Source organism: Jeotgalibaca caeni (assembly GCF_028863945.1).
Lineage (GTDB): Bacteria > Bacillota > Bacilli > Lactobacillales > Aerococcaceae > Jeotgalibaca > Jeotgalibaca caeni.
The window spans coordinates 1-22,257 of sequence record NZ_JARBEA010000043.1 but is presented as its reverse complement, the minus strand read 5'-3'; the positions used below and the strand labels follow the sequence as shown (position 1 = coordinate 22,257).

At 41.1% G+C, this 22,257-nt stretch carries 23 protein-coding genes; 15 read left to right on the top strand and 8 right to left on the bottom strand.

Annotated features, from left to right (window positions below; all coding sequences use genetic code 11):
* Positions 1–101 precede the first annotated feature (101 nt).
* From PVE40_RS09365 to PVE40_RS09355, 3 genes are all read right to left on the bottom strand, one after another.
* Complete coding sequence (locus PVE40_RS09365; protein WP_274731649.1) at positions 102–308, bottom strand: helix-turn-helix domain-containing protein; 207 nt, start codon at positions 306–308, stop codon at positions 102–104.
* A gap of 12 nt (positions 309–320) precedes the next feature.
* Positions 321–866 (bottom strand): DUF2975 domain-containing protein, encoded by a 546-nt coding sequence (locus PVE40_RS09360; RefSeq protein ID WP_274731648.1) that lies wholly within the window; start codon positions 864–866, stop codon positions 321–323.
* Between the two features lie 510 nt (positions 867–1,376).
* Positions 1,377–1,727, bottom strand: a complete 351-nt coding sequence (locus PVE40_RS09355) for a hypothetical protein (protein WP_274731647.1) — start codon at positions 1,725–1,727, stop codon at positions 1,377–1,379.
* Between the two features lie 213 nt (positions 1,728–1,940).
* On the opposite strand from PVE40_RS09355, the gene PVE40_RS09350 reads away from it, so the two are divergent.
* The 4 genes from PVE40_RS09350 (at position 1,941) to PVE40_RS09335 (ending at position 5,786) form a co-directional block, all read left to right on the top strand.
* Positions 1,941–2,318: a MerR family transcriptional regulator gene (locus PVE40_RS09350; protein ID WP_274731646.1), complete on the top strand. Its 378-nt coding sequence runs from the start codon at positions 1,941–1,943 to the stop codon at positions 2,316–2,318.
* Between the two features lie 19 nt (positions 2,319–2,337).
* Complete coding sequence (glnA, locus tag PVE40_RS09345) at positions 2,338–3,678, top strand: type I glutamate--ammonia ligase (RefSeq protein WP_420828526.1); 1,341 nt, start codon at positions 2,338–2,340, stop codon at positions 3,676–3,678.
* Between the two features lie 119 nt (positions 3,679–3,797).
* Entirely contained in the window at positions 3,798–4,607 is an 810-nt protein-coding gene (locus PVE40_RS09340) for a hypothetical protein (RefSeq protein WP_274731644.1), read from the top strand.
* 60 nt (positions 4,608–4,667) lie between these two features.
* Positions 4,668–5,786 (top strand): GerMN domain-containing protein, encoded by a 1,119-nt coding sequence (locus PVE40_RS09335; RefSeq protein WP_274731643.1) that lies wholly within the window; start codon positions 4,668–4,670, stop codon positions 5,784–5,786.
* Between the two features lie 63 nt (positions 5,787–5,849).
* Here the strand turns inward: PVE40_RS09335 and treR are convergent, their stop codons facing one another.
* The 3 genes from treR to PVE40_RS09320 form a co-directional block, all read right to left on the bottom strand.
* Entirely contained in the window at positions 5,850–6,569 is a 720-nt protein-coding gene (gene treR, locus PVE40_RS09330; RefSeq protein WP_274731642.1) for a trehalose operon repressor, read from the bottom strand.
* Positions 6,570–6,621: 52 nt separating this feature from the next.
* Positions 6,622–7,962, bottom strand: coding sequence for an MATE family efflux transporter (locus tag PVE40_RS09325; RefSeq protein WP_274731641.1), 1,341 nt, complete (start codon positions 7,960–7,962; stop codon positions 6,622–6,624).
* A gap of 62 nt (positions 7,963–8,024) precedes the next feature.
* A complete protein-coding gene (locus tag PVE40_RS09320; RefSeq protein WP_274731640.1) occupies positions 8,025–8,378 on the bottom strand; it encodes a YrhK family protein in 354 nt (117 codons plus the stop codon).
* 255 nt (positions 8,379–8,633) lie between these two features.
* Between PVE40_RS09320 and mnmE the strand changes: the two genes are divergently transcribed.
* Both mnmE and mnmG read left to right on the top strand, forming a co-directional pair.
* Positions 8,634–10,022 (top strand): tRNA uridine-5-carboxymethylaminomethyl(34) synthesis GTPase MnmE, encoded by a 1,389-nt coding sequence (mnmE, locus tag PVE40_RS09315; RefSeq protein ID WP_274731651.1) that lies wholly within the window; start codon positions 8,634–8,636, stop codon positions 10,020–10,022.
* A 39-nt stretch (positions 10,023–10,061) separates the two neighbouring features.
* Positions 10,062–11,963: a tRNA uridine-5-carboxymethylaminomethyl(34) synthesis enzyme MnmG gene (mnmG, locus tag PVE40_RS09310; protein WP_274731639.1), complete on the top strand. Its 1,902-nt coding sequence runs from the start codon at positions 10,062–10,064 to the stop codon at positions 11,961–11,963.
* 141 nt (positions 11,964–12,104) lie between these two features.
* Here the strand turns inward: mnmG and PVE40_RS09305 are convergent, their stop codons facing one another.
* Together PVE40_RS09305 and PVE40_RS09300 are read right to left on the bottom strand one after the other, a co-directional pair.
* Positions 12,105–12,473, bottom strand: a complete 369-nt coding sequence (locus PVE40_RS09305) for a hypothetical protein (protein ID WP_274731638.1) — start codon at positions 12,471–12,473, stop codon at positions 12,105–12,107.
* 57 nt (positions 12,474–12,530) lie between these two features.
* On the bottom strand, positions 12,531–12,917 hold the full coding sequence (locus PVE40_RS09300; RefSeq protein ID WP_274731637.1) for a hypothetical protein: 387 nt from the start codon (positions 12,915–12,917) through the stop codon (positions 12,531–12,533).
* 104 nt (positions 12,918–13,021) lie between these two features.
* On the opposite strand from PVE40_RS09300, the gene PVE40_RS09295 reads away from it, so the two are divergent.
* The 9 genes from PVE40_RS09295 (at position 13,022) to PVE40_RS09255 (ending at position 22,178) form a co-directional block, all read left to right on the top strand.
* Positions 13,022–13,846, top strand: coding sequence for an aldo/keto reductase (locus PVE40_RS09295; protein ID WP_274731636.1), 825 nt, complete (start codon positions 13,022–13,024; stop codon positions 13,844–13,846).
* Between the two features lie 161 nt (positions 13,847–14,007).
* Complete coding sequence (locus tag PVE40_RS09290) at positions 14,008–16,029, top strand: methyl-accepting chemotaxis protein (RefSeq protein WP_274731635.1); 2,022 nt, start codon at positions 14,008–14,010, stop codon at positions 16,027–16,029.
* Between the two features lie 311 nt (positions 16,030–16,340).
* Positions 16,341–16,820 (top strand): CopY/TcrY family copper transport repressor, encoded by a 480-nt coding sequence (locus tag PVE40_RS09285; RefSeq protein ID WP_274731634.1) that lies wholly within the window; start codon positions 16,341–16,343, stop codon positions 16,818–16,820.
* Positions 16,810–19,272, top strand: a complete 2,463-nt coding sequence (locus PVE40_RS09280) for a heavy metal translocating P-type ATPase (RefSeq protein WP_274731633.1) — start codon at positions 16,810–16,812, stop codon at positions 19,270–19,272. Before PVE40_RS09285 ends, PVE40_RS09280 begins: the two co-directional genes overlap by 11 nt.
* A gap of 22 nt (positions 19,273–19,294) precedes the next feature.
* Positions 19,295–19,498 (top strand): heavy-metal-associated domain-containing protein, encoded by a 204-nt coding sequence (locus PVE40_RS09275; RefSeq protein WP_274731631.1) that lies wholly within the window; start codon positions 19,295–19,297, stop codon positions 19,496–19,498.
* 169 nt (positions 19,499–19,667) lie between these two features.
* Positions 19,668–19,973, top strand: coding sequence for a rhodanese-like domain-containing protein (locus tag PVE40_RS09270; protein ID WP_274731630.1), 306 nt, complete (start codon positions 19,668–19,670; stop codon positions 19,971–19,973).
* Positions 19,973–21,616: an FAD-dependent oxidoreductase gene (locus tag PVE40_RS09265; protein WP_274731629.1), complete on the top strand. Its 1,644-nt coding sequence runs from the start codon at positions 19,973–19,975 to the stop codon at positions 21,614–21,616. The genes PVE40_RS09270 and PVE40_RS09265 overlap by 1 nt, the downstream gene beginning before the upstream one ends.
* 8 nt (positions 21,617–21,624) lie before the next feature.
* The gene (locus PVE40_RS09260) at positions 21,625–21,915 is read left to right on the top strand and encodes a rhodanese-like domain-containing protein (protein WP_274731628.1); all 291 of its coding nucleotides are present in this window, start codon (positions 21,625–21,627) and stop codon (positions 21,913–21,915) included.
* The gene (locus PVE40_RS09255) at positions 21,912–22,178 is read left to right on the top strand and encodes a metal-sensitive transcriptional regulator (protein WP_274731650.1); all 267 of its coding nucleotides are present in this window, start codon (positions 21,912–21,914) and stop codon (positions 22,176–22,178) included. Before PVE40_RS09260 ends, PVE40_RS09255 begins: the two co-directional genes overlap by 4 nt.
* The last annotated feature ends 79 nt before the right edge of the window (positions 22,179–22,257 follow it).

Here is a 22,257-nt window from a genome sequence, read left to right as displayed (position 1 = left end):
GAGACGGAATAAAAAATATAAATTCCGGTAAAATTTAGAGCAACAGATCATTTTTTTGTCGGTATGAATTATTCAGGTATAAGGCTGAAAATTAAAATCGACTAATCCTCAACGTATTCTAAAATATCTCCTGGCTGGCAGTTTAAAACCCTACAAATTTCGTTTAAAGTTTCAAATCGAATCGCCACTACTTTACCATTCTTTAACTTTGACAAGTTCACATTCGTTATACCCACTTCATCAGCCAAATCTTTAAGAAGCGTTTTCCGGTCAGCCATAACACGATCTAATCTCACAATAATTGCCATAAAAAACTCTCCTCATACTGTCTCATCTGCTAGATACTGCAATTCAATACCATACTTGAATATTTCAGAAACGATAAATAAAATGATGCCTATTATGAAGGCAGAGCCGAAGCCTATCGTATAGTGATAACCATCTACAGAAATCAACGACAATAAAGAATAATAGATGATAGGAATAAGCAAATCAAAGATAATGAGCACCAAACTTAATCGTTTAATAGTATTTGCAAATTTTTCAGAAAAAGGCGTTTCACCTTTACTTAACCATGTAAAAATTTGGCTACCTTTTAAAAGAACAAAGGAAGAGGCAACAACTGTAAGTGGAACAATAATCATTGAAGCCAACTTTTCTTCGGCATCAGTAATTCCTACACCTTCAGAACTCCCACCAGTAGAAAATAAGGGAATGGATGGGCCACTGTATGTGAACCAAAAGTTACCGTCACCAAATGTGATGATATATAAGCCAAGTACTACAAGGATAATGCTAAATACAGTGAACATTTTCAATAATACAGAGCTAACCCTGCTTATCATACGAAACCTTTTAATATTCATAACAATCACCTCTTCTATAAATTAATTTAAATATACAGTAGTTATTGTTATAAAACAACAATTAATTATCGAGATACGATAATTTGAAATCGTTTCTCGATAATTATAATCTATGGCGTATTTTCTTTCCTGAGTTGTTAGATTCTACCCTCGTAACACTTGATCTCGTGATGATAGAACGAGGAGAATATTATAGTTGCGGTTCGATAAAGATATATAAAGAGTAGATGGTAGAAAAGACAATTTATTAAAATAGAATTTAAAACAGTCTCGTGGGTGTTTAGGTGCATTTAAATTTGAGAATGTCTTAAAAAAGCTTTATTTTCAGCGACATTTAATTGTTTATTTTGGAAGGATCGTACGTCTAAGTATACGAATGTGCGGTCGTAAACGTGATCCAAAAAGCAGTTCCGACATCACTTTGTCACGATTGTTGCTGCTTACGGACATGGTATGCGTTAAAAGATTCGGAGCGTACGCCTTTTGGAGTACGCTCTTTTTTGAGGAAAATTATTTTAATTGTCCCATCATGGGTAACAAAGAAGCTCCTAGTAAGACCAATATAACGGGATGAACGGAAAAAAGAGTAGTGTCGAAAAGTGGGATAAGAAAAAGAAGGCCAGCCAGTAAAACAAGAGGGATTAATTTCCAAAAAGAAGGACGAGCAGAACGGAAAGCTGAAACGAGCATCTGGATGCTGATTAGAAAGAGGAAGTAAAGTAAGAAATCCTGTATGGTAAGGGCGGTTCGCCAACTAGAGGATGGGCGCATCCAGATATTTTCAACGACTCCGGCAATTCCTTTAATAACTAATAAAAATCCAGAACCTCCCAAAGCGCCCACTAATTGATTTCTTTTCATTAAATTCCCTCCTTTTTATTAATAGTAAGGCAAAAAAGGGAGATTGTCTAACATGAAAAAGGCTTGCTATTCCACTATTTTTGCAGTATGTTAGAAAACATGACATGAAATGTAACTTTTTTTTTGACGTGTAAAAAAGATTGCTTTATTCTATACCAGTGTTATCAATTAATCAACATTAGGGCAACTAATCACAATTGGGGAGTTGGTGAGATGAAAGAAAAAGAATTGCGACGCTCGATGGCTGTTTTTACGATTGGTACCGTCATGAAACTGACCGATCTGACCGCCCGGCAAATTCGGTATTATGAGGAACAAGGATTGGTCCTTCCCCAGCGGACAGAGACCAATCGACGAATGTATTCATTAAAGGACATCGATCGCCTCTTAGAGGTGAAAGACTACTTGAATGATGGGCTAAACATGATTGCCATTCGTCGAATCTATGAAGAAAAAGCCAATAAACAACAGAAGCCACCAGAAAAAGTAGAGCATAGTCTCACTGATGAAGATGTCAGAAGAATTCTCTACCAAGAAATTCTCAACCAAAGCAGCTTCATTCCCGGAGACAAGAATAGTTGGTCCCGATAAAATCTAACGAAAAGAAGGAATAAACATGTCAAAATATACACGTGAAGATATCATTTCCATGGTGAAAGAAAAAAATGTCCGTTACTTACGTTTGATGTTTACCGACATTTTAGGAACGATTAAAAACGTAGAGGTACCAATCAGCCAATTAGAAAAGGTTCTAGACAACAAAATGATGTTTGACGGCTCTTCAATTGAAGGATTTGTTCGTATTGAAGAGAGTGATATGTACTTACATCCAGATTTGGATACGTGGCTTGTATTTCCTTGGGGCTTAGAGCAAGGTAAAATTGCCCGTTTAATCTGTGATGTTTATAAACCGGATGGCACGCCTTTTGCAGGGGACCCTCGTAGCAACTTGAAACGAGTGCTGAAAGAAATGGAAGGTTTAGGATTCACAAATTTCAACTTGGGACCTGAACCAGAATTCTTCCTCTTTAAGTTGGATGAGAATGGCAAGCCAACCATGGACTTGAATGACGACGGTAATTATTTTGACTTAGCACCAACCGACTTAGGCGAAAACTGCCGCCGTGATATTGTATTGGAACTAGAAGAGCTTGGTTTTGAAATTGAAGCGAGCCATCATGAAGTAGCTCCGGGTCAACATGAGATTGATTGGAAGTATGCCAATGCCATTGAAGCGTGTGACAATATCCAAACATTCAAATTGATCGTGAAGACCGTTGCCCGCAAGCATGGGTTACATGCAACCTTTATGCCGAAACCTGTTTTTGGTATTAATGGATCAGGGATGCACTGTAATATGTCTTTATTTACAGAAGAAGGAAACGCGTTCTTCGACGAAACAGCGGAACGTCAATTAAGTGAAACAGCTTATCATTTTATTGCAGGTTTGTTGAAACATGCATCTGCATTTACAGCAATTTGTAACCCAATCATTAATTCTTATAAACGTTTGGTTCCAGGTTATGAAGCGCCGGTATATGTTGCTTGGAGTACACATAACCGTTCACCTTTGATTCGAATTCCGGAATCACGCGGCATGTCAACTCGGGTAGAATTGCGCAGTGTGGATCCAGCCACAAACCCATACTTGGCACTTGCTGTTCTTTTGGCATCAGGGTTGGATGGAGTGAAGAATAAAATAGAAGTTCCTGCTCCAATCGATCGCAACATCTATGTGATGAGCAAAGAAGAACGCTATGCAAATGATATTTACGATTTACCAAAAAATCTAGGTGAAGCATTAGCTGCCTTGCAAAAGGATGAGCTTGTAATGAATGCTCTTGGCGGACACATCAGCCGCAGTTTCTTGGAAGCGAAAGAAATCGAAGTCGCAACCTATCTCGCTCAAGTAACAAATTGGGAATTAGATCAATATTTGAGCCTTTATTAAGAAGAGAAACCCCTGACCGTTTCGATTGAAGCGGTCGGGGGTTTTATTCATATATGAATAAATGGTAAGAAAAGCAAAATAGTAAGGTATAATGGAGGAGAAAGAAGGGAGAGGTTCGCATGAAAAAAACGGTTACTCGTTTTCTTCTATTGTTGGGCGGCGTCTTCTTGGTAAGCGGTTGTACGGTATTGGTGGATGATACGGAAGTAATGGATACGATTCAAACTGCTGCGATGAACAATCAACGGTTAGAAAACGGACGATTTGAATTTCTTCTCGAGACAGACGCAGCAGGAGAAGAGAAAAATATTCATCAAAAGACAGGCGGATCCTTCGTAAAAAAAACGGATGGAAGCTATGACTGGTATTACTTCACCCACTTTCCTGGTAAATATCAATTAATCTCCTCTGAACTGGTTGAAAAAAATAGGAAACAATATCAAAAAGTGGTAGTAGACCCTTTGGAAAAGGCAGAATGGGAACCTGTATCGGTGCCTCTACGTTCATTCGAGGGAACAATGGACGCCTTATTTGAACCGCAACTCAAGAAATCAGAAATTGATGCCATCGCTGTAAATGAAGAAGAAACAGGAATGGTGTATTTATTGACGATGAATGCCTCCTATGTGGAACGCATGAAGATGGAACATATCAATGAATTAAAAAGATTAATGAAAACGTTAGAAAAAAGTGAAACAGAAGCTTGGATGATTGAAAATATGGAAAAACAAGTAGAACAAATGGAAGAGACAGATTACGAAAACTTTGTAATCACATATGTAGTGGATGAAAACGAGTGTCTAAGTAACGTACGCTACGCTTCTTCCGTCACAATGCCGGAAGGAAATTCGGTTCGATTTGAAAAGTCACATTCACTAGTAGAGTATAATGTATCTAATCCCAGCACGTTATTGCCTTCGATTCCTTAGTCCACTAAAGCGGCTAAAAATGTTATAATGAAAAGTAGAATAGGAGCTGGAGGGACGAACATGAAAAAGAAACGATTATGGGCTTTATTACTGGTGACTTTATTTGCGGCCGGATGTGCAAATACGGATTCTGAAACAGAAACATCTGAAACTGCAAGTGTAGAAACGAGTTCTGAAAGCAGTTCGGAAGAAAGTTCCATGACTTCCGAATCAGCGGAATCAAGTTCTACTGAGGAAACAGCAACAATTTTGGAATACTACCCATTTGATGAAAATGTTTTTTACTCTTATATCGGATCAGGGAATGAGTATGCTTCCTTTGACCGCTACCCTCAATATATTGAAGGTAATAAGGTGCAGTGGGCAGAAAAAAATCCAGGAACAACAATGGTAACGGTCGTAGAATATAAAGATGGTCAATTAACAGAAACATTCAGCCAAGGTGAAACTTATTACCGCGAAAATATGCTTGATAAAACAAATGAAAATGCTGGTCGAATTTTATTGAAAGAACCGTTAGAAGTAGGAAACACATGGGAGAATCCATCTGGAACCACTTCAGAAATTACCGCTATGGATGTGGAAGTAGAAACGCCACTTGGTGTCTTCCCAGCCTTAGAAGTTACTACCACGGAAGAAAACGCGGTGACAAAGGATTATTACTCGGTTGGACTAGGTTTAGTAAAAGAAGAATTTACCGACAATACGGGCGGCACAGTCGTTTCATCGACCTTGCAAGCAAGAGATGAAGAAGTTCAAGAAATGGTTGTTGTAAAGATGTTCTTCCCTGATATGAATGCGATGGGAATCGAAACTTCTGACGTCAACGTTGGCTTCTCTACCAATAATGTGACCCGCGAAATGTTGACGGAGTTGTTGAGACAAGTGCCGAATATCGATTACGGGAAGCTGATTCCAGATACAGCTACCATCAATAGCCTATACTTAAATGAAGATGGCCGTGTTTATGTAGACTTTTCAAAAGAACTCGTCACAGACTTGAATGCAGGATCATCTGGTGAATCCCTGATTTTACAAGGAATTGTAAATACAATTGGTTACTACTATGGTGTAGAAGAAGTTGTTCTGACGGTAGAAGGGGCACCGTATGAATCGGGGCATTACTCCTTGCAAGAAGGGGAAGCAATGAAAGTCGATATGGAAAATGTAGCGGAATAAAGGTCCATTAACATTATCATAAAAGAAGCATCCGAAGGTGATTGTCCCTTCGGATGCTTCTTTTTATGATAATGTGTGTTTTCTGCGGGCGAATTCAACAAACTTGAAACGGTCGAGTCGGTGCCTGGATTCCGTGTATTGGAACAAGCGTGTATCCTCTAAATAAACTTCACTTTTCACGACAACAACATGGGTGTCGTTCTTCAAGTTCATCAACTTGCGGTCTTCACGGGTGACGGGCTCTACGACGAATTCTTTCTTCGCATAGGAAATGTTTAAGTTACATTCTTCTTCTAAGTATTCATAGAGGGAGTGCTCAGCCGCTTCTGAAGGAACGTAGGGGACAATGTCACGCAGTAAAATATCCTTGTCCAAAATAATCACCTCTCCAGAAATTTTCCGCAGCCGGACCAAAGAAATAACTTCTGTGTCGCGAGGAAGATCAAAGGTTTCTGCTAAAAATTCTGGAATGGGTTCTACTCGATTTTTAACGACAATCGTTTTGTTTTTGATGTTTTGTGCATCTTGTATCTCCTTGAAACTGGTTAAACCAGAAACAGGGAAGTGGAAACGACGGATATCCAAGACAATAGAGCCTTTCCCTTGTTGCTTTTGAATATAGCCACTTTCTAATAGGAGCGTGAGCGCTTTTCGAATGGTCTCTCTCGATACTTCGTATTGTAAGGCTAAATTTTTCTCACTTGGTAACAGCGAACCGGTTGGATATTCAAAGGTTTCAATTTTATGTTTTAAGTCTAAATAAATATCAAGAAATTTATTCACGTTGCAAACCTCCTTTAAGCAATCGTAGCAGAAATGAATAGGGTTTCATAGGCTATCGTGTCATGATTTGATTGATTTGTTTTTGTGAAATCCGGTAAGAATAAAATTGATAAAGAAGCATAACCGTCCAGCCCAACATGCTGGCAAAGGCTACACCGGTTAATCCTAAACGTGGTACCAACAAGTAAACGAACAGGACGCGGAATGAAATCTGGATGACAGTGCCTACTAAGGTCGTCTGCATTTTCTTGATGCCACGGAAATAACCTTGGAGGCCGTTGGTATAAGCGGGCCACAAGTAGAAAAATGCCATGAGGGAAAGATAATCCATCCCCATTTCTACCAAGTTCTGGTTCTCAGCTGAAACAAATACTTCCATAATCGGACGTTGAAAGAGGAGAATGAGACCGCAAATGAAGAGCCAATAAATGGTCTCTAAACGAAGGCCGGTAAAAAAACCTTGTTGCATCCGTTCTTTTTGTTTGGCGCCACGGTTTTGTGCCATAAACACGGTAATCCCGTTGGAAATACTTTGTTGAGGCGTAAAGGCGAAGTCATCAATTCGGTTAACCGCATTAAACACGGCGATGACATCGACTCCAAGCGTATTCATTTTCCCTTGGATCAACAGTTTCCCAATCGGCTGCGCTGCTTGTTGTAAGGCAGTGACTGAACCATAATTCAAAGTAGTTTTGAGTAGTGCCTTATTGAAACGCCACTCGTCACGCTTTATTTGCAGTGGCTCAATGTGACGGTAAATATAAATCAAACACAAAATTCCGGCTAAAACTTCCGCAATCACGGTTGACCAAGCTGCTCCCGCAATACCCCAGCCAAAAATCGCCACGAATACAACATCGAGAGCCGTATTTAGTAACGAGGAAAAGGTTAGGAAGTAAAGGGGTGTTTTCGAATTACCTAAGCTGCGAAGTGCAGCTGCTAAGGCATTGTACAGGAAGGTAAACGGAAAACCAAATAAAATAATGCGGAAATACAAGGTGGCCTCGCCTAAAATGTTAGCCGGAACTTGGAGCAGTTGCAAGATGACAGGAGCCAGAAGTAGACCGCCGAATAGGATGAAAACAGAGAACAGCATGCCAAACAGCAAGGTCGTAGACAATTGCTGACGCAACTTTGCATAGTCTTTGGCACCATAAAATTCACTCATCAGAACGGAGGCACCAATACAGATGCCGCTGATTCCTAGAATGATGATGGTCATGATGGGGTTTGCTGTTCCAACTGCTGCTAGAGCATGCTTCCCAACGAAGCGGCTGACGATAATAGAATCAAGAGCGTTATAGGAGAGCTGAATCAAGTTCCCGAGCACCATGGGTACAGAGAAACGAATGAGATGTTTGGAGATATTCCCGTGGGTCATGTCTAACTGCAATGGATAACCAACTCCTTGTTGAAGATTTGTTGGTTCTTATTATAGCACTTTTTGGAAAAGGTTTACTTCTTCTTTTTCTTTTTGCGCAATTGTACTTCTTCGGTATCCAAGTCGCCCACTTCTTCTTGAAATTGTTCTTCATCATAGAAGAAAATATTTCGAAAAATACGTAAAACAGGTCGCATTAATAGGAAGAAACCGCCCAGGATATAGAGAATCTGCCCAACCATTTCCGGACCGCCTAATAAGTTAGAGAGGCTCCCGGCAAAGTATAAGCCCCCAGTCAAGAGGTCGTTGACGAGAGAAATAATCGTATAGTAATTCTGAAAATAGAAACGGAACCGGCCAATTTTGATAATAAGGTCTTGATCTTTCTTTGGCTCCCGGTTATGTTGATACCGTTCAATTTTTGGCATGGTCATCACCCTTTCTAATGGTTTGTACCTATCATAAAGGAAATAAGTCAAACGTTGAAAGATTATCCTCCTGAATAAGGAAATAAGCGATAGTACTTGCAATTTGTAAGTAAAGTCGGTATAATTTCTTAGAATTCAAATTACAAATGATGTGTTACGCAGTCAAAGTGCTTAACCACCCTAAAAACGAAGGGGTGGAGTGGGCACTTTTTTCATGCGGAAAATTACTATATAGAGGAAGGAGAGGTTCATTTGATCATTAATGAGTTTGACACGATTGCGGCAATTTCAACACCTCCAGGAGAAGGGGCAATTGGGATTGTGCGGGTGAGCGGGGATGATGCGGTGGCGATTGCGGATGCGATTTATCAATCAGGATCCAAACGTCTCGCCAACGTTCCTAGCCATACCATCCATTACGGGCACGTTTTTAATCCAAAAACGGGCGAAATGATTGATGAAGTGATGGTATCAGTGATGCGTGCACCAAAGACGTTTACCAAAGAAGATGTAGTAGAAATCAACTGCCACGGTGGTGTAGTCAGTGTGAACCGGATCTTGCAAACTGTTTTGCAGAACGGAGCACGGATGGCAGAACCCGGTGAGTTCACCAAGCGTGCGTTCTTGAATGGTCGAATTGACCTCTCTCAAGCTGAAGCGGTTATGGACTTGATCCGAGCCAAGACAGACCGGGCGATGGATGTGGCATTGCGCCAATTGGACGGAGACTTATCCAACTTGATTCGGAGTATTCGCCAAATCATCCTGAACACCCTGGCAGAAGTGGAAGTAAATATTGATTATCCAGAATATGATGATGTCGAAGAAGTCACAACGAGATTGTTGAAAGAAAAAACCATTGAAGTGAGAGCCCACGTTGAGCAACTGTTAAAGACGGCCAAACAAGGGAAGATTTTACGCGAGGGACTTGAAACAGCCATCATTGGACGGCCAAATGTAGGGAAGTCGAGTCTATTAAACCGACTGATTCGTGAAGAAAAAGCCATCGTTACCGACATTGCTGGAACAACTCGCGATACAATTGAAGAATATGTCAACGTCAACGGTGTACCATTAAAGCTGGTCGATACGGCAGGGATTCGGGAAACAGAAGACATTGTGGAACGGATCGGGGTTGAGCGAAGCCGCAAAGCATTGATGGATGCGGATTTAATTTTACTGCTCATTAACCAAAATGAACCGCTGACGGAAGCGGATAAAGAATTGTTGAACCTTACCCAACCAATGAATCGAATTATTTTATTGAATAAGAGTGACCTAGAAGCGAAGGTAACGCCGTTTGAATTAGCGGAGTGGAGCAGCCTGGATACCATTATTACAACTTCGATGTTGGAACAGACAGGTCTGGATCAACTGGAAAAACAAATTGCAGCTATGTTTTTTGCTGGCGAAACGGGCGAACACGATGCAACGTATATTTCCAATGTTCGGCACATCGCCTTGTTGCATGAAACAATCGCGGCGCTGGATGAAGTGCTGGTTGGAATTGATGCAGATATGCCAGTTGATTTGGTTCAAATTGACTTCACCCGAGCATGGGAATTGTTGGGTGAAATCACAGGTGATACGGTTCAAGATGAATTATTAACGCAATTATTTAGCCAATTTTGTTTAGGAAAATAAGAGATTCTCTAGAGAAGACAAGTAGAAAGGAAAGAAATAATGAACCGATTTGAAGCTGGATCATTTGATGTCATCGTTGTAGGAGCCGGTCATGCTGGATCAGAAGCAGCCCTCGCTGCAGCACGAATGGGTCGAAGTACGATGTTGATTACGATTGACTTGGATATGGTTGCCTTTATGCCTTGTAACCCATCGATTGGCGGACCTGCCAAAGGGGTTGTGGTGCGTGAAATCGATGCGTTAGGCGGCGAAATGGGCCGCAACATTGATAAGACCTATATCCAAATGCGGATGTTGAATACTGGGAAAGGCCCTGCTGTTCAAGCATTGCGTGCGCAAGCAGATAAAAATGACTACGCCCAAGAAATGAAGAAAACACTTGAGAAACAAGAAAATTTGTTGCTTCGCCAAGGAATTGTGGAAGATTTGATTGTCGAAGAGGGTGAAATTCGCGGAGTTGTTTCCCATACTGGAGCGGTTTACCGTGCCAAAGCAGTTGTCTTAACGGCTGGAACTTCTTCTCGCGGCCAGATTATTATTGGCGAGTTGAAATACTCTTCCGGTCCGAATAACTCACAGCCTTCGATTAAATTGTCAGAGCGCTTGTTGGACTTAGGTTTTGACTTAGCTCGCTTCAAGACGGGTACACCGCCACGGATTCTCGCTTCTTCGATTGATTATTCGAAGACAGAAGAGCAACCAGGAGATGCAGCGCCGAATCACTTTAGCTATGAAACCAAAGATGAAGATTATTTGAAAGACCAACTTTCTTGTTGGTTGACCTATACAGGACTTGAAACCCACCAAATTATTCGCGACAATCTTCATCGGGCGCCGATGTTTACTGGGATTGTGGAAGGGGTAGGTGCTCGTTACTGCCCTTCGATTGAAGACAAAGTCGTTCGCTTCAGCGACAAGCCGCGCCATCAGTTGTTCTTAGAGCCAGAAGGACGCAACACGGAAGAAGTATATGTCCAAGGTTTATCCTCTTCTCTACCAGAAGAAGTGCAACTGGATGTTCTTCATTCAATCGACGGCTTAGAGAATGCCAAAATGATGCGGACCGGTTATGCGATTGAGTATGATGTAGTCAAACCGCACCAATTGCGCCCATCTTTGGAAACGAAAGTCGTGAAGAACTTGTTTACTGCCGGCCAAATGAACGGAACATCTGGGTACGAAGAGGCAGCTGGCCAAGGTTTGATGGCTGGAATCAATGCAGCTCTAGCGGTTCAAGGAAAAGAACCACTTGTCTTGAAACGTAGTGATGCCTATATCGGAGTTATGATTGATGACTTAGTAACAAAAGGCACCCTTGAGCCGTACCGCTTGTTAACTTCCCGTGCGGAATATCGTTTGCTTTTGCGCCATGATAATGCAGATTTCCGCTTATCCGAAATAGGCCATGAAATTGGTTTGTTGCCTGAACAACGATATCAAGCCTTTATCAACAAACAAATTGCAGTAGAAGCAGAGATTGCTCGCTTGAAAACCACACGTTTGAAACCAACAGAAGAACTACAGAGCTACTTGGAATCGCGTAATTCTGCATCCATGAGAGACGGCTTTTTATTCGTTGATCTATTGAAACGCCCAGAACTCGATTACGCAGGCTTGTATCCATTTGCGCCACTGGAAGAAGAACTTACCAGTGATATCATCAGCCAAGTGGAAATTCATGTGAAATACGAAGGCTATATCAAAAAAGCAGTCGACAAAGTAGAAAAGTTGAAGAAAATGGAAGAAAAACGGATTCCGGAAAACATCGATTATGATGCAATCAACGGAATTGCAAACGAAGCAAAAGAGAAATTGAAGAAAATCCATCCAGAAACAATTGCCCAAGCAAGCCGAATCAGCGGCGTAAACCCTGCCGACATTTCTGTCCTTATGGTTTACGTGCAAAACGGCCGCATTGCAAAAGTTGGAGCAGAAGCTTAAAAAGGAGCCGTCAGCTGACGGCTCCTTTTGTTATATGGAGTGAACTCTGAAGACCAGAAATATTTTTGCGCTCATCTTCAGAGTTTTAGACAAAAGTCTGAAGATGGAATCCACGGTTCCTTCTGGTCTTCAGATTCTTCCCTATTTAGAAAGGCGAAGCTCCTGCAAAAATAAGGAACCGACAAATAGCCCCAGCAGACTTGCAAGAAAGACTCCTTTCATCGGCGGATCATCAGTAAGGATGAAGGAAGAGGCCAGGATAGGAGCTAGAATTCGCAAGAGGTAAGACCATTTACTTTGTCTAATTACAACCCGGTCTCCATTTTCCACTATTAAAGTGTTACTCCTCGCACCAAAACGAACGACTTGAATGCGTGCGGGAATCGTTGGCAAATCAATTTTTATTTGTTCATCGGGATTGATGGCTCCAACTTTTTTACCATTTATCTTTACATGGAGAGAAGTTGCACTACCAATGAATCCTGTTTTTCGAAGAATCGTAATGTTCATAGAATCCTCCAGTTTGACATTTTGTTCTCCTTGAATGAAAATAATCATAGGCACATCTTATGGTCGCTTGAATAAATGGATGGAATTGTAAATATTCCAAATGATGAGAATTCCTAAAGCGATGATATAACCGATCCGTATGCCGGTGAAATAATCCATTCCCCAAAAAAAGAACGGATACACTAACCAAATGGTCAACAAAAGCAGTTCTACCTCCAGCAAGAAAAAGAGATTCCTGCTCTGATCTTTCAAAAACAAGAAGTGCGTGATGAAAATCAGAATAACCAGCCCTAATCCAGGAAGATTCTGCAGAAAAAATTGGAAGCCTGAAATAGGGTCAATGTTGTAAGTTTGAACGTTGGGAGTCAAAACCCAAGGAAAGAACAAGGAAGAAAGGAACGAGAAATTTAAGAAGCACAAAAATGCATGATCAATGACGACCATCAGCAAACACCCCAATCTTTTTACAGTTATTTTTAATCTAGTATAACGCAAAAAGGCGTAAATTCGACGAAATATTCATATATGAATAAAAAGGAGCGGAAAGTATGAATCAGACAATTACTTTAACAAATGGCAAGGAAATCCCTGTGTTGGGTTATGGAACATGGCGGAATACAGATCCAGATGAATGCAAGAATGGCGTAAAATGGGCTCTAGAATACGGCTATCGCCATATCGATACAGCACAAATGTACGGCAATGAAGAAATGGTGGGCGAGGGAATTCGCCTGAGCGGAGTTAAACGGGAAGAAATTTTCTTAACTAGCAAATTGAACAATGACAATCACGGATATGAAAATGCGAAACGCACCATTGATGAATCCTTAGCGCGTTTAGGAACAGAGTACATGGATTTATTTTTGATTCATTGGCCTTTTGTTCAAGGACATGAAGAAGATTGGGTAGAGAATAACATCGAAACGTGGCGCGCATTTGAAGAAGCGTATGATGCTGGTAAACTAAAAGCAATCGGTTTGAGTAACTTTAAAGTAGAACATTTAGAAAGTTTGCTCCCTCATTGCCGAATTAAACCAATGGTCAACCAATTACGGTTGCATCCGGGTGTGCTTCAAGAAGAAACAGTTGCGATGAGCCGGGAAGCTGGCATGGCGATTGAAGCTTGGTCTCCACTTTCTCCAATACCGCAAATGCAAGAAGATGAAGCGGTTGTTGAAATGACCGAGAAATATCACCGTACCATTGCCCAAATCCTCCTACGTTACTGTGTGCAAAAGGAATGGATTCCATTAACCAAGTCTGTTCACGAAGATCGGATTAAGGAAAATGCAGCTATTTTTGATTTCAAACTAGATGAGGAAGATATGGACTACTTGGATCAATGGCAATGGCAAGGAGATGTCTTCTTGTAAGAGTAAAATAAACCTGCTCTCCAGATGGAGGGTAGGTTTTTTGTATTAATGAACATGATGTGCAACATTGTAAAGTTTAACAAAAATCACTTAATTTCCCCTTTTGATAACCGATATATGAAAAGTAAGTAAAGAATATTGAGGTAAGGGGAAAAATACATATGGTAAGAATGAAAACTAAGAAGAAATCGTTAGCAATGAAAGTAGCCCCAGCTCTATTACTCAGTATCTTCATCTCTGTGTTAGCCGCTAGTGCTTTAACTGGAATAAGTGGACTTAGCTTATTGAGGAAGCGGATTGAAGCACAGGAACAAGAAGCTACTCGTAGTATTATCAATTTATTGTCTGAAGCTCAACGAGAAGGTGAAAAGACAATCCAAGTATTGGCAACTTCACCTAGTTTGCAAGAAGAGAGCTCCGCCGCCTTTAACCGAGAGGCAACTCTGATGCGAGATGGGGGACAATATGTTCTGGATATTTACTATGCTCAACCAGAGCAAACGACTTTACGCGGTACGTTCTTAGGAGAAGATGGGTACGATCCAGCCACGCGCGAATGGTATATCGAGGCAGTGGCAAAGGACGGAGAACTGAATTGGACACAGCCGTATTTTGATGAGGTGATTTCTGCTACTGTGATGACTGCATCTCAGGCACTCTACAATCCGCAAGGAGAACTAACGGGTGTTTTAGCGATGGATCTAACATTTGAAAATATTGCGGCTGAAGTTGCTGCAACAAAAATTGGTACAACAGGGTATCATTTTGTCCTTTCAGAAACAGGTGACTTCGTGATGTCTGGACAACCAGATTTAATAGGAAGCTCCGCTACTGATCAAGCCTTATTCATGGAAGCGACTCAAGAATCTGGATATATTTACGATGATTTTAACGAGGGCGAATTTGCCATTTATTATGAAAAAATTCCTGGACTCGATCTCATCGCTTATGGAGCCGTCCAAGCAGATGAAATGGAAACGGAATTGACGCGGATTAACCAAAATGGAGCTGTGGTTCTATTGATTGGTGGCCTGTTCGGTCTGCTTATGGCTTGGGCATTCGCCAAGTCCGTAACCCGCATGACCAAAGCCCTTCAACACGGGTTTGAGGAAGCGAAGAATGGCAACCTCTCCGTTAAACTGACCGCTCAAGATCTTTTCAGAGCGCGCAAAAAAGCTCTCCTAGATGAAAATGGAGACGAAATTCATCAAATTGCCCTTTCTTTTAATGAAACGATGCAATCGTTCCGCGATACCGTCGCTTTAATTCAAAAAAATAGTGACACGATTTTTGAAATGTCGGAAGATTTAGGCGAAATTGCCGCACAGACAAGTACGGCAACGGAAGAAGTTTCTGTAACGGTTACTGGAATTGCAGAGGCGACGGGATTGCAGACAGAAGATACGACGAAGACCGTTGCTAAAATGGAAGAATTGAATAAGGCATTGGAGCAAATCGGTAACAACATGAACGACATGGGGATGTATGCCGATAAAACGACAATCGCAAGTGGTAGAAACAGCTCCAGTATTGAAACCGTAAGTGGTAATTGGACCGTTACGATTGCAGCAATGGAAGAACTGCAAAATAATATTCGCGAAGTTGCTACAGGAATTCAAAATATTGAAGAAATAAGCCGCACGATTAACCAAATTGCCGACCAAACCAATCTGTTAGCGTTGAATGCTTCTATTGAAGCTGCTCGTGCAGGTGAAGCTGGAAGAGGATTCTCTGTAGTAGCAGATGAAGTCCGGAAGCTGGCGGAGCAGAGCAGCATTTCTTCAAAAGGAATTCATGACATCATCGAGAATGTACAAGAAAAGTCAACGGGCATGGTAGAAACCTTGCATCAAGTATTGGATGTAAGTGACAAACAAACACTGACGATTGCCGATGCGATTACTGCGAATTCAGAGGTAACAACTGAAGTAGAAAAACTCGTGGAGAATATAATCATTGCTTTCCGTCACACGGAAGATATGAAAGTCCACCGCGATGAAGTGATTGCTGAACTAGAGAGCATCGCTGCTTCAGCTGAAGAAAACTCTGCTGGGGCAGAGGAAGTATCTGCTAGCGCAGAAGAAATTCTAGCAACCATGGAAGAGTTCACAGCAAACATTACTAATTTAGAAAAATTGGCTATGGAACTAAGAGCTTCTGCCAATCAATTCACGTTAGAGTAAGGAAACGTGCAAGTGAGGCTTAAAAAAATCCTCACTCCTACCAAAATTGCCAAAAACGGACAAGTGAGGCACAAAAAAACCTTCACTTATACCAAAACTGTCGAAAACGTGCAAGTGAGGTTCAAAAACACCCCTCACTTGCACGCTCTACTAAAATAGGTTACAAATCTTTTAAGAAAGCGGGAAATGGAATTTTTTAATTCCTTTTTCTGCTTTTTTATTTTTAAAAGGGCAGTGGTTGACAATTATCGTTTACTTGTGTAAACTATAAATATAAGAAGTTTACTATTGTAAACGAAGGAGGCAAGAAAATGAATCCAACGATAGTAAATCCAAATATAACGGAAGCTGAGTGGGAAGTAATGCGCGTGGTTTGGGCAAATGTTCAAGTAACCAGTAAAGAAGTTATTTCTATCCTAGAAGCGAAAATGAATTGGAAGCAAGCAACTACTAAAACATTGCTAGGTCGCTTAGTTGAAAAAGGAGCCCTATCTACAGAGCAAGAGGGGAAGAAGTTCATCTATTCAGCCGCTATTCCAGAACAAGAAACCGTACGCCATTATACAAGTGATCTATTCAGCCGAATTTGTAACAAGAATGTAGGACATGTGATTGGTGACATGATTAAAGAACGTACCTTGAGCTTTGATGATATTCAGTATTTAGAAGAACTGTTAGAAAAGAAAAAAGAAACGGCTGTGTTAGAAGTTCACTGCCAATGTATGCCGGGGCAATGTGAATGTAACGCACACCATAACCATGCAGACAGGAGGATTGAAAATGGAGAGTAAAGTATTTAATATTGAAGGGATGTCCTGCGCTTCCTGTGCCCAAACCGTAGAGAAAGCCGCACAAAAATTACCTGGAGTAAAAGCAGCAAATGTGAATCTCGCAACCGAAAAAATGAATATCCAGTTCGATGAATCTACTTTAACTGAAGCGGACATCAAAAAAGCCGTATCGGATGCAGGCTATACAGCTATTTCCAATACGGTTAGAAAAACGTTCAACCTAGAAGGGATGAGTTGTTCATCCTGTGCGCAGACAATCGAAAAAACAATTCAAAAACTAGCCGGTGTCAGTACTGCTTCTGTAAATTTAGCAACGGAGAAAATGGTAGTGGAATATGATCCAGCTACTTTGAACTTGTCCGATATCACAAGAGCTGTTAGCGAAGCTGGGTATGAAGCACACGAAGAAGTAGCAACGGTCGAGACCGTAGACGTGGACCGGGAGAAAAAACAGCAACACATTCGTGATATGTGGCATCGATTCTTTATGTCGGCCATCTTCACCGTACCTTTGCTGTATATCTCAATGGGACATATGGTAGGAATGCCGCTCCCTATGTTTCTAGACCCAATGATGAACCCGCTCGTTTTTGCGCTCACCCAGCTTTTACTAACGATGCCGGTTATATATTACGGTCGAAGTTTCTTTAAAGTGGGATTCAGGAGTTTATTTAAAGGGCACCCGAATATGGATTCTCTAGTCGCACTAGGTACGAGCGCCGCCTTTATCTACAGTTTGTATGCAACGTACATGGTATATGCTGGAGATAGCAGTTTTACGATGGGACTTTACTACGAATCAGCAGCCGTTATTTTAACGTTAATTACGTTAGGGAAGTATTTTGAGGCTGTTTCAAAAGGAAAAACATCGGAGGCCATCAAGAAGTTGATGGGACTGGCTCCTAAAACCGCACGCGTTATGAGAAATGATCGCGAAATGGAGATTTCCATCGAGGAAGTACAAGAAGGGGATCTCATCGTAGTGCGTCCTGGAGAAAAATTACCAGTCGACGGTGTCGTTATGGAAGGAAATACGTCCATTGATGAATCTATGCTTACAGGAGAAAGTATTCCGGTAGAGAAGAAAAAAGGCGACAAAGTGATTGGGGCAAGTATGAACAAGACCGGTAGCTTCCAATACAAAGCTACCAAAGTTGGTAAAGACACAGCGTTGGCTCAAATTATTAAACTAGTAGAAGATGCACAAGGTTCCAAAGCACCAATCGCAAAATTGGCAGACCAAATTTCTGGGGTATTTGTTCCAATCGTTATTGTTTTGGCTGTACTTTCTGGGGTGGCTTGGTATTTCTTAGGGCAAGAGTCTTGGGTATTTGCCTTAACCATCACCATTTCTGTACTCGTTATCGCCTGTCCATGTGCGCTTGGACTAGCTACACCCACTGCCATCATGGTCGGTACTGGTAAAGGTGCAGAAAACGGGGTCTTGATTAAAAGTGGTGGTGCACTAGAAACGACGCACAAAATCAAAACGATTGTCTTCGACAAAACGGGTACGATTACCGAAGGAAAACCAAAAGTAACGGACATTATTCCTGCAGAAGGAATATCTGAAACAGAATTGCTGACTCTAGCTGCATCGGCAGAAAGAGGCTCCGAGCATCCGCTGGGAGAAGCAATTGTAAACATCGCAGAAGAAAAAGGAATCCCTTTCCTAAAAACAGCAGCCTTTAACGCGGTGCCTGGACATGGAATCGAAGTAACCATCGATGGTGATCACCTGTTGCTGGGAAACAAAAAGTTGATGGATGAAAGTCAAATTAGTCTTGGAAGCTTAACTGCTGAATCCGACACACTCGCTAACCAAGGGAAAACCCCGATGTACATTGCCAAAAACGGCAAAATTGCTGGAATCATTGCTGTAGCAGATACAGTCAAAGAAAGCAGCCTGCAAGCAATTGAAAAATTGCATCGCATGGGTCTGGAAGTTGTTATGATCACTGGAGACAACAAACGTACTGCCGAAGCAATCGCCAAGCAAGTAGGGATTGGCCGCGTACTAAGCGAAGTGTTGCCAGAAGACAAAGCAAATGAAGTGAAGAAACTTCAAGAAGAAGGCAGAAAAGTTGCGATGGTCGGAGACGGAATCAATGATGCACCAGCATTGGCACAAGCAGATGTAGGGATTGCGATTGGATCTGGTACAGATGTTGCGATGGAATCAGCGGATATTGTTTTAATGAGAAGTGATTTGATGGATGTTCCGACCGCAGTAGAACTAAGTAAAGCAACTATTAAGAATATTAAGGAAAACCTGTTCTGGGCATTCGCCTATAACGTCCTTGGCATCCCGGTAGCAATGGGGCTGTTGCATCTCTTTGGCGGACCACTCTTGAACCCGATGATCGCGGGAGCCGCAATGAGTTTCAGCTCGGTATCTGTACTGATTAATGCATTACGCTTAAAAGGATTCAAACCGTCTGTATTAAAATAAAAAACGAAAAGAGGAAATGATTATGAAACAAGAAGTACTAGTAGAAGGAATGACCTGTAATGGATGCGCCAATGGAGTGAAAAAGAGATTCGAATCCATCGAAGGAGTAGAATCCGTATCCGTAGACTTGGAAGCGAAGAAAGCTGTCGTAGAAGCACAGTCAGTTATTGAGAAGGCAGCATTCGATAAGGTGTTGGAAGATACGAATTATTCAGTCGTAGGGTAGGTAGCTGAACAAATTAAGCCTCGTTTTATTTTCTGGTAATGGAAAATAGGACGAGGCTTATTTTTAACTATTTGAGTATTCTTACTTTACAATTATACCCCTATGGGTATAATTGTAAGTGAAATAAAAAGTATCTATACAATAAATATAAGATTAAAGGGGAAAATAAATGTTTTTTTCTAAAATACCAGCTATTACCACAAAAGAACTAGAGCAAAATCTTCATGAAAAACCGGTTATTATCGACGTACGTACAGATAATGAGTTTGTAGAAGGACATATTCCCGGGGCAAAAAACATCCCTCTACAAATCATTAATGAATATACACCCACAACAAAATGTTATGTAATTTGTGAGAGTGGTATGCGGAGTAAACAGGCTGTAAAACAATTAAAAGCAAAGGGTTACGAGGTTACAAATGTAAAAGGTGGTATGCGCGCATGGAATGGACCGAGGAAGGGAGGAAAGGAATAATGAGAGTTGTTATTGTAGGAGGAATGTCTGCCGCCACACGTTTACGAAGAATAGACGAATCAGCAGAAATTATTATTATGGAGAAAGGACCTTATGTGTCCTTCGCAAATTGTGGTTTGCCTTATTATATAGGAGGTGAAATCGCTGATCGAGACAAGTTGATGGTGCAGACACCTGAAAAACTTCGGGAACGTTTTAATTTAGATGTTCGTATCAATAGCGAGGTTGTTTCTATTAATCCAAAAGCGAAAATGATTACGGTGGAGAATAGGGAGGAAACTTACTCTCTTTCATATGATAAGCTTATCCTTTCACCTGGATCGAAACCTTTTGTTCCAGAAACAAAGGGACTGTCAGCTGCGACCAACGTGTTCACTCTGCGTAATGTTCCAGATGTAGATTCAATTATCCAATTTATTGAAGAAAAACAAGCTAAGAAAGTAACCGTTGTTGGGGGAGGTTTTATTGGCTTAGAAATGGCAGAAAACCTGTTCAACCGAGGAATGGAAGTTACGTTGGTGGAAAAAGCTTCCCACGTACTGCCAACCTTTGATAAAGAGATGGCTGCCTACTTGACGAAAGAACTAAAAGAAAAAGGCATTTCTTTATATACCGGAGTAGCTGCTGCATCGTTTGAGGAAGAAGGCCGTATCATTATTCTTGAAAACGGAGTACGGCTAGAAAGTGACTTAACCTTGTTATCGGTTGGTGTAAAACCCGAGTCAGACCTCGCAAAATCAGCCGGTGTGAGAACAGGTATGCGTGGAGGTATCTTAGTAAATGAGTATTATGAGACTAGTCAGCCGGATATTTACGCAATTGGGGACGCCATCATTGTCAAACAAAAATTGACAGGTGAAGATACCATGATTTCACTCGCGTCCCCTGCTAACCGCCAAGGACGTCAAGTAGCTGATGTTATTGCCGGTCAGAAGCGGAAAAACAAAGGTAGTTTAGGTACTGCAATTGTACGTGTTTTTGACTTTGTTGCAGCATCAACAGGTTTAAATGAACATCAATTGAAAACAGCAGAACAGCTATATGCTGCTATTCACATTCAGAGTAATCACCATGCTGGTTATTTTCCAGGGGCTCAATCCATTGTCTTAAAACTATTATTCCATCCAAAAACAGGCATGATTTATGGTGCTCAAGCAGTTGGGAAATCTGGAGTCGATAAACGTATCGATGTAATTGCGACTGCTATTCAAGGACAATTGACTGTTGAAGACCTGCCAGAACTTGAGTTTTCTTATGCACCTCCATTTGGCTCTGCAAAAGATCCTGTTAACATGGCGGGGTATGCAGCTCTAAATGTGATGGAAGGATTTTCTGAAACGGCTCAATGGTATGAAGTAGAAGAATTACAAGAACAAGGCTGGACCGTGTTGGATGTCCGTGACAGAGGAGAAATAGAACAAAATGGAGCCATAATGGACTCTCAAAATATTCCATTACATGAAATACGCGGAAGACTTCATGAGTTGGATCGAGATAAACCGTATCTGATTAGCTGCCATAGTGGTCAGCGGAGCTATATTGCAGAACGGATTTTGACACAACATGGATTTACTGTCAAAAACTTGGATGGAGCTTTTTCACTCTATTCAACCGTTAAACCTGAAAAAATAAAGAGAGGATAATAAAAAGTATGTATCATTCTATTTCAATGCCTGAATTTGATGTAATGTACCGTAGGAATCGTGATTTGAATATATTGGACGTACGAGAAGAAGACGAATACAAAAGGGGGCACATTCCTGGAGCAAAATCGATTCCCTTAAGTGACTTCCCTTTTGAACTGAAAAAAGGGAATGATTATTATGTCATTTGTCAAAGTGGTGCCCGTTCAGCAGCGGCATGTCAATATTTAGCGAACAATGGATACGAAGTAACGAATGTTATAGGAGGAATGTCTACGTGGAAAGGGGAAAAGGTATGATTGCTTCTTATGACAAAAAGATGAAAAATCGCCTGAAAAGATCGGAAGGTCAAATTCGGGGAGTCCTTAAAATGATGGAAGAAGAAAAAGATTGTAAGGATGTCGTTACACAGTTATCTGCAATTCGCTCCAGTATTGATCGTACGATTGGTTTGATTGTGGCAGAGAACTTAGCTCAGTGTATAGCTGGAAGCGAAGATAATGATCCATCTACTGACCAAGCAATTCAAGACGCAATTAATTTAATTGTAAAAACAAGATAGACCCTGAATAATTCATAGTTTTCCTAAATATTCACTAAAAGCGTATTGTGGCGCTATTATTCTATCTGTATCCCTGCAC

Coding starts and splice junctions, on each gene's coding strand:
- PVE40_RS09320 (WP_274731640.1), bottom strand. CDS start 8,378: ATGCCAAAAATTGAACGGTATCAACATAACCGGGAGCCAAAGAAAGAT.
- mnmG (WP_274731639.1), top strand. CDS start 10,062: ATGAACCGATTTGAAGCTGGATCATTTGATGTCATCGTTGTAGGAGCC.
- PVE40_RS09340 (WP_274731644.1), top strand. CDS start 3,798: ATGAAAAAAACGGTTACTCGTTTTCTTCTATTGTTGGGCGGCGTCTTC.
- PVE40_RS09355 (WP_274731647.1), bottom strand. CDS start 1,727: ATGAAAAGAAATCAATTAGTGGGCGCTTTGGGAGGTTCTGGATTTTTA.
- PVE40_RS09275 (WP_274731631.1), top strand. CDS start 19,295: ATGAAACAAGAAGTACTAGTAGAAGGAATGACCTGTAATGGATGCGCC.
- PVE40_RS09270 (WP_274731630.1), top strand. CDS start 19,668: ATGTTTTTTTCTAAAATACCAGCTATTACCACAAAAGAACTAGAGCAA.
- PVE40_RS09295 (WP_274731636.1), top strand. CDS start 13,022: ATGAATCAGACAATTACTTTAACAAATGGCAAGGAAATCCCTGTGTTG.
- PVE40_RS09280 (WP_274731633.1), top strand. CDS start 16,810: ATGGAGAGTAAAGTATTTAATATTGAAGGGATGTCCTGCGCTTCCTGT.
- PVE40_RS09360 (WP_274731648.1), bottom strand. CDS start 866: ATGAATATTAAAAGGTTTCGTATGATAAGCAGGGTTAGCTCTGTATTA.
- PVE40_RS09365 (WP_274731649.1), bottom strand. CDS start 308: ATGGCAATTATTGTGAGATTAGATCGTGTTATGGCTGACCGGAAAACG.
- PVE40_RS09255 (WP_274731650.1), top strand. CDS start 21,912: ATGATTGCTTCTTATGACAAAAAGATGAAAAATCGCCTGAAAAGATCG.
- PVE40_RS09290 (WP_274731635.1), top strand. CDS start 14,008: ATGGTAAGAATGAAAACTAAGAAGAAATCGTTAGCAATGAAAGTAGCC.
- PVE40_RS09350 (WP_274731646.1), top strand. CDS start 1,941: ATGAAAGAAAAAGAATTGCGACGCTCGATGGCTGTTTTTACGATTGGT.
- PVE40_RS09265 (WP_274731629.1), top strand. CDS start 19,973: ATGAGAGTTGTTATTGTAGGAGGAATGTCTGCCGCCACACGTTTACGA.
- PVE40_RS09285 (WP_274731634.1), top strand. CDS start 16,341: ATGAATCCAACGATAGTAAATCCAAATATAACGGAAGCTGAGTGGGAA.
- PVE40_RS09305 (WP_274731638.1), bottom strand. CDS start 12,473: ATGAACATTACGATTCTTCGAAAAACAGGATTCATTGGTAGTGCAACT.
- PVE40_RS09260 (WP_274731628.1), top strand. CDS start 21,625: ATGTATCATTCTATTTCAATGCCTGAATTTGATGTAATGTACCGTAGG.
- PVE40_RS09335 (WP_274731643.1), top strand. CDS start 4,668: ATGAAAAAGAAACGATTATGGGCTTTATTACTGGTGACTTTATTTGCG.
- PVE40_RS09300 (WP_274731637.1), bottom strand. CDS start 12,917: ATGGTCGTCATTGATCATGCATTTTTGTGCTTCTTAAATTTCTCGTTC.